Source organism: Qipengyuania sp. GPGPB31 (genome assembly GCF_038396345.1).
Taxonomy (GTDB): Bacteria; Pseudomonadota; Alphaproteobacteria; order Sphingomonadales; family Sphingomonadaceae; genus Qipengyuania; species Qipengyuania citrea.
This window is the reverse complement of sequence record NZ_CP149572.1, coordinates 114632-129622: the sequence shown is the minus strand read 5'-3', so window position 1 is coordinate 129622 and position 14991 is coordinate 114632. Positions and strand designations below refer to the sequence as shown.

General features: G+C 61.2%; 15 protein-coding genes, 1 tRNA gene and 1 pseudogene. 9 read left to right on the top strand and 8 right to left on the bottom strand.

Features of this window, described 5'->3' with window-relative positions; translation table 11 throughout:
* The first annotated feature begins 366 nt into the window (after positions 1 to 366).
* The 5 genes and pseudogenes from WKH79_RS00735 to WKH79_RS00715 all read left to right on the top strand — a co-directional run bounded on the left by WKH79_RS00735 (position 367) and on the right by WKH79_RS00715 (position 3607).
* Positions 367 to 624, top strand: a complete 258-nt coding sequence (locus tag WKH79_RS00735; RefSeq protein WP_341859302.1) for a hypothetical protein — start codon at positions 367 to 369, stop codon at positions 622 to 624.
* Between the two features lie 250 nt (positions 625 to 874).
* On the top strand, positions 875 to 1633 hold the full coding sequence (locus tag WKH79_RS00730; protein WP_341859301.1) for a hypothetical protein: 759 nt from the start codon (positions 875 to 877) through the stop codon (positions 1631 to 1633).
* A 14-nt stretch (positions 1634 to 1647) separates the two neighbouring features.
* Positions 1648 to 2076 (top strand): hypothetical protein, encoded by a 429-nt coding sequence (locus WKH79_RS00725; RefSeq protein WP_341859300.1) that lies wholly within the window; start codon positions 1648 to 1650, stop codon positions 2074 to 2076.
* Between the two features lie 366 nt (positions 2077 to 2442).
* Positions 2443 to 2644: pseudogene (locus WKH79_RS00720) on the top strand (IS3 family transposase); the annotation flags it as partial.
* Between the two features lie 72 nt (positions 2645 to 2716).
* On the top strand, positions 2717 to 3607 hold the full coding sequence (locus WKH79_RS00715; RefSeq protein ID WP_341859299.1) for a hypothetical protein: 891 nt from the start codon (positions 2717 to 2719) through the stop codon (positions 3605 to 3607).
* 284 nt (positions 3608 to 3891) lie between these two features.
* On the opposite strand, the gene WKH79_RS00710 is transcribed toward WKH79_RS00715, so the two are convergent.
* Positions 3892 to 5187, bottom strand: a complete 1296-nt coding sequence (locus WKH79_RS00710; protein WP_341859298.1) for an integrase arm-type DNA-binding domain-containing protein — start codon at positions 5185 to 5187, stop codon at positions 3892 to 3894.
* A 351-nt stretch (positions 5188 to 5538) separates the two neighbouring features.
* Positions 5539 to 5628: transfer RNA gene (locus tag WKH79_RS00705), tRNA-Ser, on the bottom strand.
* Between the two features lie 162 nt (positions 5629 to 5790).
* Between WKH79_RS00705 and hspQ the strand changes: the two genes are divergently transcribed.
* The gene (hspQ, locus tag WKH79_RS00700; protein ID WP_050600194.1) at positions 5791 to 6171 is read left to right on the top strand and encodes a heat shock protein HspQ; all 381 of its coding nucleotides are present in this window, start codon (positions 5791 to 5793) and stop codon (positions 6169 to 6171) included.
* Between the two features lie 18 nt (positions 6172 to 6189).
* Here hspQ and WKH79_RS00695 read toward each other — a convergent pair whose 3' ends face one another.
* The gene (locus tag WKH79_RS00695) at positions 6190 to 7089 is read right to left on the bottom strand and encodes an ABC transporter permease (RefSeq protein WP_082835418.1); all 900 of its coding nucleotides are present in this window, start codon (positions 7087 to 7089) and stop codon (positions 6190 to 6192) included.
* Between the two features lie 70 nt (positions 7090 to 7159).
* Between WKH79_RS00695 and WKH79_RS00690 the strand changes: the two genes are divergently transcribed.
* The 3 genes from WKH79_RS00690 to WKH79_RS00680 all read left to right on the top strand — a co-directional run bounded on the left by WKH79_RS00690 (position 7160) and on the right by WKH79_RS00680 (position 9755).
* On the top strand, positions 7160 to 7855 hold the full coding sequence (locus tag WKH79_RS00690) for a GcrA family cell cycle regulator (RefSeq protein WP_341859297.1): 696 nt from the start codon (positions 7160 to 7162) through the stop codon (positions 7853 to 7855).
* A 126-nt stretch (positions 7856 to 7981) separates the two neighbouring features.
* Positions 7982 to 9166: a diguanylate cyclase gene (locus tag WKH79_RS00685; protein ID WP_341859296.1), complete on the top strand. Its 1185-nt coding sequence runs from the start codon at positions 7982 to 7984 to the stop codon at positions 9164 to 9166.
* 67 nt (positions 9167 to 9233) lie between these two features.
* Positions 9234 to 9755, top strand: coding sequence for a DUF1993 domain-containing protein (locus WKH79_RS00680; protein WP_063507184.1), 522 nt, complete (start codon positions 9234 to 9236; stop codon positions 9753 to 9755).
* Here the strand turns inward: WKH79_RS00680 and WKH79_RS00675 are convergent.
* The 5 genes from WKH79_RS00675 to WKH79_RS00655 form a co-directional block, all read right to left on the bottom strand.
* On the bottom strand, positions 9752 to 10432 hold the full coding sequence (locus WKH79_RS00675) for a spermidine synthase (protein ID WP_063511853.1): 681 nt from the start codon (positions 10430 to 10432) through the stop codon (positions 9752 to 9754). The two genes, WKH79_RS00680 and WKH79_RS00675, sit on opposite strands and share 4 nt — an antisense overlap.
* Positions 10433 to 10499: 67 nt before the next feature.
* Positions 10500 to 12776, bottom strand: a complete 2277-nt coding sequence (gene pnp, locus WKH79_RS00670; protein WP_341859295.1) for a polyribonucleotide nucleotidyltransferase — start codon at positions 12774 to 12776, stop codon at positions 10500 to 10502.
* Positions 12777 to 12949: 173 nt separating this feature from the next.
* Entirely contained in the window at positions 12950 to 13219 is a 270-nt protein-coding gene (rpsO, locus tag WKH79_RS00665) for a 30S ribosomal protein S15 (protein WP_050600188.1), read from the bottom strand.
* A gap of 5 nt (positions 13220 to 13224) precedes the next feature.
* A complete protein-coding gene (gene truB, locus WKH79_RS00660; RefSeq protein ID WP_341859294.1) occupies positions 13225 to 14298 on the bottom strand; it encodes a tRNA pseudouridine(55) synthase TruB in 1074 nt (357 codons plus the stop codon).
* Positions 14295 to 14987, bottom strand: coding sequence for a site-2 protease family protein (locus WKH79_RS00655; protein ID WP_341859293.1), 693 nt, complete (start codon positions 14985 to 14987; stop codon positions 14295 to 14297). Before WKH79_RS00655 ends, truB begins: the two co-directional genes overlap by 4 nt.
* Positions 14988 to 14991 lie beyond the last annotated feature (4 nt).

Sequence of the window (14991 nt, the reverse complement as noted above, 5' to 3'; positions counted from 1 at the left end):
GATTTGCTTCGTCTCTCCTTCCGCTATTGAACCTCCTGAAAGGTCGCCTCGACCTGCGATTGAAGGGGCCTGCAAGCCCCACCAATTTTCAAGCGAAGGGAGGGCGATTTGCCCTTCCCCTCTTTACGAAGTTCTTCTCGTCACGCTCGCAGAGCTGACCTTCCGGCGTGTGGGCTTTTTCCACATAGAGGACCTGAGGCGCGAAGTAGCCGAACCAGTGGACAAACGGTCTGATCGACGGGCTCGCAGGCAGGGTGAATTCCGGTCGATAGGAGGGGCCAGCTCGAATTGAAGCCAAGAGCCCGTTTCCACAGCATGTAAAAATGCCATGCAGCATTTTTGCGGTATTGCGCCTACTAAAATTACATGGACAAAACGCCCGTTTTGCCGCTTGATTTTCCTGACCGAATGGGAAGGTGGAAGAATTTTGTCCACATTATCGCGGATGCGCCACGCGAGATGATCATGTGGACATTGGCCGGAGAGGCCATTTTTCGGAAACGATGCCAGAATACTCCGAAAGGGCTTTGCGCAAAGCTCAATCCAGCTGCGCTTTGTCCTCATCGTTTCGAGGCGTTTCCGTTGTCCGAACCATGCGTGTTCGCTGTGCTCGAAGCCGCTTAGAATGGAAACGCTCGGCGCTGATCAACGCACTGATAAGCGGTCCAGATACTTGGCCTTCGCTCACGCAACTGTTCGCCATTATCGCGCTGCGTCGCGATGGACAAATCAATGAAGCTTACCACGATGCAGGCCGCGCCGTGCTTCCCATGTTGCCGATCTTTTCGGCTTGTTCAGACAGTCGGCGCCGCGGAGAATTCATTGAGCATCCCCCGTCGCTGCGAACGTGGAAATTTAAACCGGTGCGACTTCCGTGGATTCCGCGACGCTCTACGGCGGCTGGTTCTACGAGAAGAGCAACAGCGGCACACACTGTACGGCCGGCTGGCCGATCCGAGACAGCGCTGGCAAAGAAGCTATCCTGACAGCAGGACATTGCCGGACGCCAAGCAATACGATGAATTTCTACTATCAGAACGCGGTCCTGTCCGAGGTGTCGGCATACGCCAACAGCAACAACGGTTGGCAGACCCTGGATTATGCGATGTATCGCCTGGGAACCCATGCGACCGCTCCCTACATCAACATCGAGAACGGAAGGACAGTGGAAGGGGAGTACGTCTCCGTGCCTGGTTACGCCACGAATTATTACCCGATTGACTATCCCAAGGAACCCGTGCGGGGACAGTTCATCTGCAAGATGGGTGTGAACACCGGTCTCACTTGTGGGCGGATCACCGAGCTCAACTACACCGATAGCGAATACAGCAACCTAGTCAGGATGAGCGAATCTGCTCAGCGCTACATCGGCTTGAGAGGCGACAGTGGAGGTCCGGTGTTCGCATTCCGTACATCGGATAACGCGGCCGTCCATCCTATTGGACTTGCGGTGAAGGCATCCGTCATTGAAACATTTCGCGGGACCGAGAAGATCTCGGAGCGCCCATGTCGAAACACCTCCACCGTTGGGGCGAACAACACGACATGCCATGTTCTCTTCATGCGTCTTTCGACGATACGTGGCTACTCGCCTTACACGATCAACACCATCTCGGGATTCCGTGCGCCGTGAACGCTCGATCGCTCATGCTGGCAACGTTCGCGGTCTTGGCTGCGACGGGTTGCTCGAATTCGAGCTTCGAACTGAGGAATGACGGCGTCATTGTGTTCGATGGCAAAACTTCATCCTTGCGGAACATGGACGAGAGCACGGGAGTCTTCGTTCGTGAAGGTGGCTGTGTTCTATTCGAGACGTCCGACGGGAGGCGGGTCGCTCCAGTTTTGTTCGAAGGTATCAGGTTCGGCGATCAGGACCTACCCGAAGAGGGACTTTTGGTATTAGGTCGGGAGTACCGGGTGCAGGCCTTGACTAGCGGCAGTCCATTACTCGAAGATGATAGCGCCGACCAGCTCGCCGCGGAATGCGGCGCACCGTTGGCTTTTGCCGGCGCCGTATCCCCGATCGAAGATGGTTTCGACCCAAAATTACCCCCGACCCCGAAGGCGTTCCCATAAACCGGGACTGATGCGAAGTTGATTGCGTGCCTTGGAGGCCGGGGCGCGCAGAGCGGCCTCGTGTGGTTCGTTCATGCCTTGGAGCGGCGATCACTGGGCTGACTGTTCTGCTCTGCTCAATGAGGATCCCAATTGCGGACCGTCTGCATACGGCCCCCCTCAAGACGGTCTGTGGTGCGCCTTAGCCGACACATGCGTTCTCCGCTCAGAGCGTTGATCGGGCTGCCCAGAAAACTTCACAACGCGGGGTGAGGGCCTCGCCAATCTATTCGCGGGGTCCGTCCCATCCCGAAACTTCTGAGCCTCTATGAAATCAGCGGCCCAGATAGGCCCTTTGGAGTGGGAGGCCTGACTGACAGGTCGTTCCTTGAGCATTCGATGAGCCGGCGCGGCATCTGCCACGGCAACGCGATAGCAGAAACCTTTCTCTCGTCGCTTACGCGAAAGCGCATTCGATGCCGAACCTGACAACCCCATGAGAAGCCCGACGGAACGCGTTCGATGACATTGCGATGTTCTACACCGCGGCACGCAAGCAGGTCAGAACGGAATGCTGGCACCCGCATAATTCGTACGGCAACAGATCTCGAAAGCAAAAATTGTCTAGAAAACTAGGGGCTATTCGGTGCTAGATAAGTCAATGGCACCTACGGACTCAGCGAATACACCCGACCGGCCTAACACGTATGAGATGCGAAAAAAGGCTGTAAGCTTCGCAGCAGCCCAACTCGTTTTCGACCGCAATTTTGCACTTGATGCGTTCTCATCCGGTTATTCTGCTGGCCGAGGAAAGGCTCTCCCTAAAAACCTCACCGCGGCAATCGTTGATCGGATTGATGGTTATGGCCATGCTAGATTGGCTCAACTTTGTTTGGCTTATCTGCTTGCGCATGAAAACGCCCATGTAGGTCTAGACAAACTAGCCTATCTTTCTTGCCTTCGCACTATCCGAGATGGTGCGAAAATGATCGCACAAGCTGCTGATGAACTTGTTGGGCAGATTCAGCGACACAAGATTGAAACCAACGAAGTCGAACCAGTTCGGGCTGAAACAATTCAGAGGCTTGCGAAGGCCCTACACGGACGGTTTCGCGCCGAAATGGGTGAAGACCAGTTCGATGACCTCACTTCTCCAAAATTTATCGGTAATCCTTTGTCAGACCTTCGGATGACACCCGGTCTTCCCGGTATCGCAGCCCTCCACAATGAAGTGGAGGCGATCCGTGAGGAATATGTTCGCGCTCAAAAGCAGCCTAAGCAGAAAGGAGTTGGGCCCGTTGGTATGCGCCCCGGCAACAAGCCGAACAGGGAGCAAAAAGCCTTTATTCGCGATCTCGCGGCGCTCTACGAAGAGGTCTTGGCGTCGCAGCCGACCGCTCATGACACGGCATCGGGGCCGAGTTCGCCTTTCTTGCGCTTCATACACCGGGTTTACAGGGAGTTCCACGAGCAAAGTGAAGTGCCGGTTGATCCCCACGGCTATTATCCGCCGTCGGTCGGGACTGTGCGCAAGGTGTTGCAATTACGGTGACAAGTAACCCGCCAGAATCATTTTTGTCTGATTTCAGATAGGCCAGTGTGATCCAAAGAGAACGTCCTAAGCAATAGAGGACTTTCATGAGATACACTGGACCTAAATTCGTGTGCTGCAAGAAAATCGCAGATATGTGCAATGTCAGCGTGGTCAGCGCGCGGCGCTACAGCAAGCTTCCTGACTTCCCGCAACCTTTCGAGATCGGCGGTTCAGTCAAGTGGTTGGGCGAGGAGGTTTGGGCGTGGATTATGAGCCGTCGCCGCGTTCGCAAGGCTTGATGGTCAGGCCTTGCGCCGCCGCCGCCCTTCACCGATTTGTCCGACGGCTAATGCGTCGGATAGCAGTATATCAGTCCAAATCGCCGCAAGCTTGCGGCGCCGGTCAATGAAGCCGGCCCGCATGTAGCGAAGCTCACTGCCCGACAATCCGGTCGGCGTATGGGCGAGCATCAGATCAATAATCAGCGGGTCTCGCGGCCCACCATGCTCAACGATCCACTCGTTCATGATCGTGCTGAACGTGGAACGCCAGCCATGAGGAACATGGCGCTTTCGTAGACCTTCCCTCAGAAACAAGTAGCTCAGAGCGTTTTCCGACATCGGCTTGTGAATGGAATGTGCGCCAGGGAATACATAATTGCTGCCAGCGCTGAACTTCCACGCTTCGCGCAGCACGTCCGATGCCGCCAGCCCAAGTGGCACTGGATGATTGAAACTTTCGTCTTCGCGCTGTTCCAGTTCCTGTTTCATTTTGACCGCCGGTGCAATCCAGATTGCTTCGGTATCGCACCCCCCGGCTTCAGGATTGAACTCGCGAATGTCTTTCCATTCGAGCCACCGGATCATTCCCGGCCTCTGGGCAGTCAACGCTAGGAAGCGCGCAGCGAGCTTGACGACCGGACTGGCTTCGGCGGTATCGGTGAGTGACAATACGTCTCGAGCCTCTTTAATCGTTATCACCGCCGGCCAGCGTCGTTTCGACGGTTTAGCCTTGAGCACTTTTACGAGCGAAGCGGCAGGATCGGATGTGGCATCGCCGTTCGCGATTGCATAAGCGTATATCGCTGAAATACGCTGGCGCAGCCGATGAGCGGTCTCAATAGCGCCGCGGTCCTCGACCTTCTGCAAGGTCGCGAGCACATGGGTCGCATCAATTGCCGTAATTGGAAGCGAACCAATGTCTTCGAAGACATCGCGCTCCAAGCTTACAATGACGTCCTTCGCATGGACCGGCTTCCAGCGCAGCTCCTGTTTTGAAAACCATTCGCGCGCAACGGCCTCAAAGGTATGAGCCGCAGCTAGGCGGCTAGCGAGCGATGCGCGCTTGGCCTCGACAATCGGATCCTTTCCTCCTCTGAGCAAACGCTTGTCTTCGTCGCGAAGTTCACGTGCCTCCCTGAGTCCGACATCTGGATAGCTCCCAAGCGTGCGAAGCTTCTCCTTGCCGCCATATCTGTATTTATGCCGCCAAGACCGGTGTCCGGTCGGCGATACATGAAGGTAGAGCCCCCTAGAATCCGTCAGTTTATAAGGTTTGGCGCCACCTTTTGCGCCCTTGCACTGAGCATCCGTCAACATTCTCTGATCTTTCTTCGAAACTTGATTACCACAAGCTTCTGACCAGCTGTCCTACGAACGCTCCGCGTTAAAGAAGGTGCTATCCTTCTGGAATTGATTGATATTTAATGATCGCGATTGAGCGGGACGCGAAAGGCAAGGCTGCCAATTGTCGCCTACGATACCGTTTGGATTGGTCGATCGCCGAAGCTTTGCGATACCCCCTGTTCCGCATATCGATACCCCCTCGCATACCCCCTGCCGTGTGATATTGGCTGATATCGCGTGATCAAGAAAGATATCTCCTGGTTGCCGTAAGGTCCGGAAGACTAACAATTTTGATCATACCTGATCGCAGATGATAAGCTTGAATGGCGGAGAGGGTGGGATTCGAACCCACGGTACTGTTGCCAGTACACTGCATTTCGAGTGCAGCGCATTCGACCTCTCTGCCACCTCTCCGCATATGTCGGGTGCGCTTCGGGCCCAGGGCCCCGGTCGAAGCAAGGCGCGCCGATTAGCCGAGCGCCTGTGCCTTGCCAAGCCCCTTTTCGTCAGAATTCGGGGGAAGCTTCGCCAATCGCCATTGTAAGCGGGCGCCTGGACCCCATATCGTCGCTTCTCATGGAACGAGCACAGTATTTCTCCGCCCAGGCCGGTCGCACCATCGATGTGCCGCGCCGCGTCAAGAGCCGCTTCGCCATCGGTGACGTGGTCAAACACCGCGTGTTCGATTTCCGCGGCGTGATTTTCGACATCGACCCGGTCTTCGCCAACAGCGACGAATGGTACGAGGCGATCCCCGAGGATATCCGCCCCGATCGCAACCAGCCGTTCTACCACCTGCTCGCCGAAAGCGATGACAGCGATTACGTTGCCTACGTCAGCCAGCAGAATTTGGTGACGGATTCGGTTTCGGGGCCGGTGTCGCACCCCGATGTGCACCAGTATTTCGAACAGTTCGAAAACGGGCGCTACCGCATGCGGGTCAGCCTGACCCACTGAGCGGCGCGCGGCGAACGATCAGTTCTTGATCTTCCAGCCCGACTTCAGGATCCGGTAGGTGGCGAAGGCCAGCACTGCGTTGAGCGCGAACAGGCCCAGCGCGGCCATCGTCACCGCCGCCGCATCGCCGATGTCGCTGCGTCCGAGAAAGCCGTAGCGAAAGCCCGAGATCACGTAGAAGAAGGGATTGGCACGGCTGACCGCCTGGAAGGCCGGTGCAAGCCGGTCGATGACGTAGAACGTCCCCGACAGCATCGCCAGCGGCGCGACGACGAAATTGGTCACCGCGGCATTGTGGTCGAATTTCTCCGCCCAGATCGATGCGAGCAGGCCAAGCAGCGCGAGCATCATCGCGCCCATCAGCCCGAACCACACCACCGCCCAGGGATGCGCCATCGCCAGGCTCACTCCGGGATACAGCATCATTGCCCCCGCGACGACGAAGCCGACCGCCACTGCGCGGGTCATCGCTGCCCCTACGATACCGCACATCAGCTCGCCTTCGGACAGCGGCGGCATCAGCAGGTCGATGATGGTCCCCTGGATCTTGCCGGAAAGCAGCGAGAAGGAGGAATTGGCGAAGGCGTTCTGCATCATCGCCATGGCAATCAGGCCGGGTGCGACGAAGGTGGGGAAATTGACGCCCAGCACCTCGCGCCCGCCCCGCCCCAGCGCGACCGAGAAGATTACGAGAAAAAGCACCGTGGTGACTGCCGGGGCCCAGATTGTCTGCGTCTGGACCTTGAGAAACCGGCGGACCTCCTTCATATAGAGGCTCCACAGGCCAATCCGGTTGATTCCGCGGATCACCGGGCGACCCCGCGGCGGAAACCTGCTCTCCCCTCCGGCATTACCTTCGACGAAGGATGCGTCCGGATGATCGCTTCCGAGCGATTTGGGCTGAGCTTGATCGACCATAGGGCGCGCCTAGGCCCAAGCGTCACGGCATGCAAGCCGCGGCGGCAAGACACGAGATACAGGACTGTACATGAGCTGGACCGACGAACGGATCGCAACGCTTAAGAAGATGTGGGAAGGCGGTTCGACCGCCAGCCAGATCGCCGACGAGCTGGGCGGGGTGAGCCGCAATGCCGTGATCGGCAAGGCGCACCGCCTCGGTCTCAAGTCGCGCCCGTCGCCGGTCAAGGCCAACGACAAGAAGAAGGCCGCCGCTGCCCCCAAGGCCGCGCCCAAGGCACCGGCGCCCAAGAAGGCGGCGAAGCCCGCAGCCAAGCCGGCCGCTGCTGCTGCGCCGGCCGCCCCGCCGGAACCGGCAGCACCGCCGCCTGCACCGCGGCAGGATGGCGGCAACCCGTCGCAGCCGATGCCGAACAAGAATTCCAACCTGCCCAAGATTGTCTCGGTCGGGCCGGGTGGCTTTCTGCGCCAGGGTCCCGGCGACCAGCAGCCCCCGATTCCCCCCGCGCCGCCGCGCCGCCTGGTCCCGGCCAAGCCGAGCCCCGAAATCGCCGACAAGACCAGCCTGCTGGATCTGTCGGACAAGGTCTGCCGCTGGCCGATGGGACACCCGGGCGAACCCGATTTCCATTTCTGCGGCGAGGCTGTGAACCCCGGCTTCCCCTATTGCGTCGAACACTGCGGCCGGGCCTACCAGGCCCAGCTGCCGCGCGGCGCGCGCCGTCCCCCTCCGCCGCTGCCGTTCGGCGGACCGCGGGTACGCTAACCGAGATTTTAGCGGGTCGCTCCTCGCCTAGCCCACAACGGGACGGCGTTTACAGCCAAAGACACTCGGTCACCTCCCGCAGCGCGGGGGCGGCTTGGTGTGCGGAACCGTTGGGGGGCGGAAGAGATGGAATGGGGTAGCGTCACATTTGGCGCGTTTCTGGGAATAGCCGCGGTTTTCGGAGTGCTGTCGCTCGCGCTCTATCCCGTCATCCGGCGCGATTTCCTGCTGTGGGCCACGGTCCGCACGCTGTGCTTCGTCATCATGAGCATCGCGCTGTTCCCGCTCGAACTGCCGGCCTTCTTTCCCGCAGGCGAATTGCGGATCGATGTCGGCGAGATCGCGCTGTCGCTGGCAATTGGCAGCACCGGCCCCTTCCTTGCCACCTATATCGAGAACCGGCCCCGTTTTGCGCGGGTGCGCTTCTGGCTGTACAAGCTGTTCGCGCTGGGGGTCGTCGGCGGGCTGGCAACCGCGCTGGCACCCGTCTGGCCATGGCTCGATCGCGTACACGACATCCTGATCCTGGTCATGATCCTCGGGCTGATCGCGGGGCTGGCGATCGCCGTGCGCGCCGGGAGCCGCGCCGCGCAGTACCAGGCGGTGGGCTATGCCCCGCTGATCATCATTGCGCTACTGGTCCTCGCTTACGAACTGGGCACGGGTGAGCCGGTCACCTATTGGCCGGTGGCAGCGCTGTTTGCCGTGCTGATCGACTTCATCGTGACTGCCGCGGGCGTGATCGCCGGCTACATGACGGTCAAGCGCCAGCGCGACGCCGCCGTCGCCGACGTGCGCGAGGCGAGGATTGCCGTGGCGACCGATCCGCTCACCAATATCGCCAACCGCCGCGGCCTCGCGCTGCGCTTCCGCGATCCGGCGCATGGCCGCCCCCGCGGGCTTGCCGTGATCGACTGCGACCATTTCAAGCGCATCAACGACATGTTCGGACACGATATCGGCGACGAGGTGCTGATCGCGGTGGTCGACGGGCTTAAGCACGAGAATGTTTTCCCCGCGCGGCAGGGCGGCGAGGAATTCGTGGTGCTGCTGTATGGCGACGACTGGCAGCGGCTCGCGGAAACCGTCCGGCGGCGGATTACCATTTCGGTGCTCGAACTGGTGCCCGAGGTCCCCTTCCCGGTCACGGCGAGCGCCGGGCTGACGGAAGTGCGGCCGAACGACACGCTCGACAGCGCGGTCAAGCGCGGCGACGAGGCGCTCTACGCGGCGAAGGACGCCGGCAGGGACCAGCTGCTGCTGTGGCAGGACGGGAAGCATTCACAGCCGCGGCTGGTGCACGGCGTCTGACGCCGATTGCCGCTGGCATCGCCGGGCATCTTGCCTATGTTCGCGCGCTTTCAGAGAGGAGACTTACATGCCGCTTTCGCTACACGCTGCCTATGTTCCGAGCGCCCTGCAAATGCTGGGGACCGCCCGCCACTTGGTCGATACAGCAGAGAAATGGTGCAGCGAGCACGATTGCGGGCATGACGACTTCATCAATGCGCGCGTGTTCGACGACATGCTGCCGTGGTCCTACCAGGTCAAATGCGTGGCCGAGCATACACAGGGGTCGATCGAGGGCGTGCGGGCGGGACTCTATTCGCCCGATCTCAACCCGCCGCCGACAAGCTTCGACGCGCTGCGCGAAAAGCTATCGGGCGCGCGCGAAACGCTGGAAGCGCTGACCGAAGAGGAAATGGAAGGCTGGATCGGCCAACCGATGCGGTTCGAGTTCAAGGACCGCGGCATGGATTTCAATGCCGAGGACTTCCTGCTCACCTTCAGCCAGCCGAACTTCTATTTCCATTGCGCCACCGCCTACAACATCCTGCGGATGAAGGGCCTGCCCGTGGGCAAGATGGACTTCATGGGCCGGATGCGGATCAAGCGCTAGCGTTTGCGCGCAAACCAGATCGTGTGGCGCGGCCCCTTGTTGTTGGGCCGCGCCCGCACTTCGCGCACCTCGACGCTGAAGCCGCTGTCCTTGAGCCGCTGGGTGAACTTGTGGTCGGGCGCGGCTGACCACACGGCAAGGATACCGCCGGGTCGCAGCGCATCGCGCGCCTTGCCCAGCCCGGTCTTCGTATAGATCCGGAAATTGGCATCGCGCACGATCCCGTCGGGACCGTTGTCGACATCCAGCAATATGGCGTCGTATTTCGGCGTCGTGCCGTCATTGGCATCGTCGATCAACGCCGCGACATCGCAGATCACCACTTCGCCACGCGGGTCGGACAGGCTGTCGCCGGTCAGATGCGCCAGCGGCCCTGCAGCCCATTCGAGGATGTCGGGGACGATTTCGGCCACCGTGACCGCGCCGCCCTCGGGCAGTTTCGCCAGCGCCGCGCGGTAGGTAAAGCCCATGCCATAGCCGCCGATCAGCACCCGCGGGCGCGGCGCATCCAGTTCAGCCAGCGTCAGCTCGGCCAGCTGTTCTTCGGAAAACTGCATGCGCGTCCCCATCAGCTCGTCGCGGCCGAGCATGATGATGAAATCGCGGCCGTGGCTGACCAGCGTCAGCGTTTCGCCGTCGGGGACCTGGGCAGTGGCGAGCGTTTCGCGCGGAAGCATCGTCTATTCTCCATAGCAAAGGGGGCCGCGGGCGGACCCGCGACCCCCTGTAATGCCTAGCGAAGGATCAGTCCTTCAGGAAGTCGGGCACGTGGGCTTCACCGCCCCCGTCCTTGTTCCCGCCGCCATCGCGGTCGCGGCGCGGGCCACCCCGGCCACCGCGGCGATCGCCGCCACGGCCACCACCGCCGCCACGCGGGCCACGGTCACCGCGCGGTTCGCGCGCAGGGCGGGTGTCTTCCAGCTCTTCGCCGGTTTCCTGGTCGACCACGCGCATCGACAGGCGGACCTTGCCGCGCTGGTCGATCTCGAGGACCTTGACCTTCACTTCCTGGCCTTCCGACACGACGTCGGTCGGCTTCTCGACGCGCTCGTTCTTCATCTCGCTGACATGGACGAGACCGTCCTTGCCGCCCATGAAGTTCACGAAGGCGCCGAAGTCGACGATGTTGACGACCTTGCCATTGTAGATCTTGCCGACTTCCGCCTCTTCGACGATGCCTTCGATCCACTTGCGTGCGGCTTCGATCTCGTCGGCGTTGGAGGAGCTGATCTTGATCACGCCCTCGTCGTCGATGTCGACCTTGGCGCCGGTTTCGGCAACGATCTCGCGGATCACCTTGCCGCCCGTGCCGATGACGTCGCGGATCTTCGACTTGTCGATCTGCATCGTCTCGATGCGCGGGGCGTGCTTGGAAACCTCGGTACGGGCGCCGGTCAGCGCCTTGTTCATCTCACCGAGAATGTGTGCACGGCCGCCCTTGGCCTGCTCCAGCGCGGTCTTCATGATCTCCTGCGTAATGCCGGCGACCTTGATGTCCATCTGGAGCGAGGTGATGCCCTTTTCCGAACCGGCGACCTTGAAGTCCATGTCGCCCAGGTGATCTTCGTCACCGAGGATGTCCGACAGGACCGCAAAGTCGTCGCCTTCGAGGATCAGGCCCATGGCGATGCCCGACACCGGGCGTTCGATCGGAACGCCGGCATCCATCATCGACAGACAGCCACCGCAGACGGTCGCCATCGAGGAAGAGCCGTTGGACTCGGTGATGTCCGACAGGATGCGGATGGTATAGGGAAAGTCTTCATGCTTGGGCAGCACCGGGTGCAGCGCACGCCATGCAAGTTTGCCGTGACCGGTCTCGCGGCGGCTGGTGAAGCCGAAGCGGCCCACTTCGCCGACCGAATAGGGCGGGAAGTTATAGTGCAGCATGAAGTTGTTGTACGAGAGGCCTTCGAGACCGTCGATCATCTGCTCGGCATCCTTGGTGCCCAGCGTGGTGGTGCAGATCGCCTGCGTCTCACCGCGCGTGAACAGCGCCGAACCGTGCGTGCGGGGCAGCAGGCCGACCATCGCCTCGATCGGGCGGACCTGGTCGAGCTTGCGACCGTCGATGCGCTGGCCGTCCTTGAGGATGGCGCCGCGAACGATTTCCGCTTCCAACTTCTTGACCGCCTTGTTGGCGACCATCTGCGTCTGCGCTTCTTCTTCGGCGAAGGCATCCTTGGCCTTGGCCCGCGCATCGTTGAGCGCATCCGAACGCGCCGACTTGTCGGTCAGCTTGTAGGCGGCGGCGATGTCGTCGCCGACGATGCCGCGCAGCTTTTCCTTGATCGCCGAGGTATCGTCCGAAGTGTCGATTTCCCACGGTTCCTTGGCGGCCTGCTCGGCCAGGTCGACGATCGCGCCGATGACCTTGCGGCTTTCCTCATGCGCGAACATGACGGCGCCGAGCATTTCCTCTTCGGTCAGTTCCTTGGCTTCGGATTCGACCATCATCACCGCGTCCTGCGTTGCGGCAACGACGAGGTCGAGGCGACCTTCTTCGTCGAGCGCGCTTTCGAGGCTCGGGTTGAGTTCGTATTCGCCATTGCGGAAACCGACGCGTGCAGCACCGATCGGGCCCATGAAGGGCACGCCGCTGATGGTCAGCGCAGCCGAAGCGGCGATCATCGCGACGATATCGGGCTCGGTCTCGCCGTCATACGACAGGACCTGGCAGATCACGTTGATTTCGTTGTAGAAACCTTCGGGGAACAGCGGCCGTACGGGGCGGTCGATGAGACGCGAGGTGAGCGTTTCTTTCTCCGTGGCGCGGCCTTCGCGCTTGAAGAAGCCGCCGGGAATGCGGCCCGCAGCGGAGAATTTTTCCTGGTAGTGGACGGTCAGCGGGAAGAAGTCCTGCCCTTCGCGTACACTCTTGGCGGCGGTCACGGCGCACAGCACCACGGTTTCGCCATAGGTGGCCAGAACGGCGCCGTCAGCCTGACGGGCGATGCGGCCGGTTTCGAGGGTGAGGGTCTTTCCGCCCCACTCCAGCGATACGGTTTTCGTGTCGAACATGTATTTTCCTTATGAACCCGCACGGCCTTATTGCGGTGCGGGGCCTACTGTGCCGGGTATTCCGTCCCGGTCCGGTCCGAGGCTTTTCGCGCCTCCATTTTCCAGCCCCGCGCCGTATTGCGCGCAGGCCGGATAAACAAAGGGGCGGCCTGAGCCACCCCTTCGAGAAACTCTTATTTGCGAAGACCCAGCTTCTGGATCAGCGCATTGTACCGCTCGACGTCCGTCTTCTTGAGATAGGCGAGCAGGTTGCGGCGCTTGTTGACCATCATCAGCAGACCACGACGCGAGTGATTGTCCTTGTGGTTGGACTTGAAGTGCTCGGTCAGGTTGCGAATTCGTTCGGTCAGAATGGCGACCTGGACTTCCGGCGAACCGGTATCACCCTTGGCCTGGGCGTTGTCCTTGATGATTTCCTGTTTCTTTTCGGCAGTAACCGACATGTATTCTACTCCGCGACATCCGGCAGGTTGAAACCCCGCACGACCTTGGCCGTGCCACCGTCGACTTCCACCAGGGCCACCGGCACATCGTGCAAGCTGGCGAGATGGAGCCCGTCGGTATGGGGCAGTTCCGACAATACCCGGCCCTGGCGGACCGCCTGCGCGCTGTCGGGATCGAGTGTCAGAACCGGGATGTCGTCCAGTCCGGCCTCGAGCGGCAAGAGAAGGTTCTCGATGGCCGCGCCCTTAGCGATTTCCTCCAGCTTGTCCAGCGAAATCGCCTGCTCTTCGCGGAACGGGCCGGCCTTGATGCGCCTGAGATAGGTGACGTGACCCAGCGTGCCAAGCGCGCGTGCGATGTCCCGTGCCAGCGAACGGATGTATGTCCCCTTGGAGACATGCGCGACCAGCGTGACGCTGTCCGCCAGTTCGAGCGGCGCCTGCGGATCGTAGGGGTCGGGCCGCCCGGCAGTGGTCTGGAATGTGCTGACGAGGCCAGCACCACTATCGTCACCCCCGCGAAGGCGGGGGTCCAGCCCCCGAGCGAGAGAGCTGCCCTTATCTGGATCCCCGCCTTCGCGGGGATGACCGGCAAGATAAAGGTCGTGAACTGTCACGGCGCGGGTCTTCATTTCGACCGTTTCGCCGGCGCGGGCACGATCGTAGGCGCGCTTGCCGTCGATCTTCAGCGCCGAATAAGCGGGCGGCACCTGTTCGATGGGGCCGGTGAAATGGTCGAGTACGCCCGCGATCGCTGCCATCGGCGGCCGGCGATCGCTGCGCTCGGTGACCTCGCCCTCGGTGTCGAGCGTGGCGGTTTCCTCGCCGAACTGGATGGTGAAGGCGTAGATCTTGTCGGCATCGAGCATGCGCCCCGCAAGCTTGGTCGCTTCGCCCAATGCGATCGGGAGCACGCCTTCGGCCAGCGGATCGAGCGTTCCGCCATGCCCGACCTTGGTCTTGGCATAGCCGCCCTGGCGCAGCACGCGCTTGACCATGCCGACCGCCTGCGTCGAACCCAGCCCGCGCGGCTTATCGAGGATCAGCCAGCCATGCGGAGGCGCCTTCCGATCGGTCATTCGGCGATCCCGCGTGCAACCCATTCGGCGATGGCGAAATAGTGTTCCTGCAGCCACAGCACCGGCGGCAGGACGGTGTTCTCGATCAGCCCGCTATCGGGGAATGCCCAGGTCGCGGCGATCAGGACGACGAAGAACAGCATGCCCAGCGACTGCAGCTTCTGCCAATTGCCCGCCCATTTGCGCGGCAGCAGCCCGCCGACGATGTGCGAACCGTCGAAGGGGGGGATCGGCAACAGGTTGAACAAGGCGAGGAAGACGTTGATCAGGATGAATGTCCCGCCCGCAGTGACCAGCCATTCGGGCGGCATGGCGCCGGCGGCGATGATCGCCCCCGATACTGCGCCCAAGAGCAGCGCGCCGACCAGTGCCAGCACGAGATTTGTGCCCGGCCCGGCCGCCGCCACCGCGACCATGCCGAACCGCGGATCGCGCAGCCGTTCGCCGCGCACCGGGACGGGCTTGGCCCAGCCGAAGATCGGCCCGCCGAACAGCGCCAGCGCCCCGGGCACCAGCAGCGTGCCGATCGGGTCGACATGGCGGATCGGGTTGAGCGACAGCCGCCGCTGTTCCTTGGCGGTGGGATCGCCCAGCGCCAGCGCGACCCAGCCATGCGCCACCTCGTGAAACACGATGGCGACAATCAGGCACGGGATGAGAATCACCGCGAGAAGAAGCGTTTCGGTCATGGCA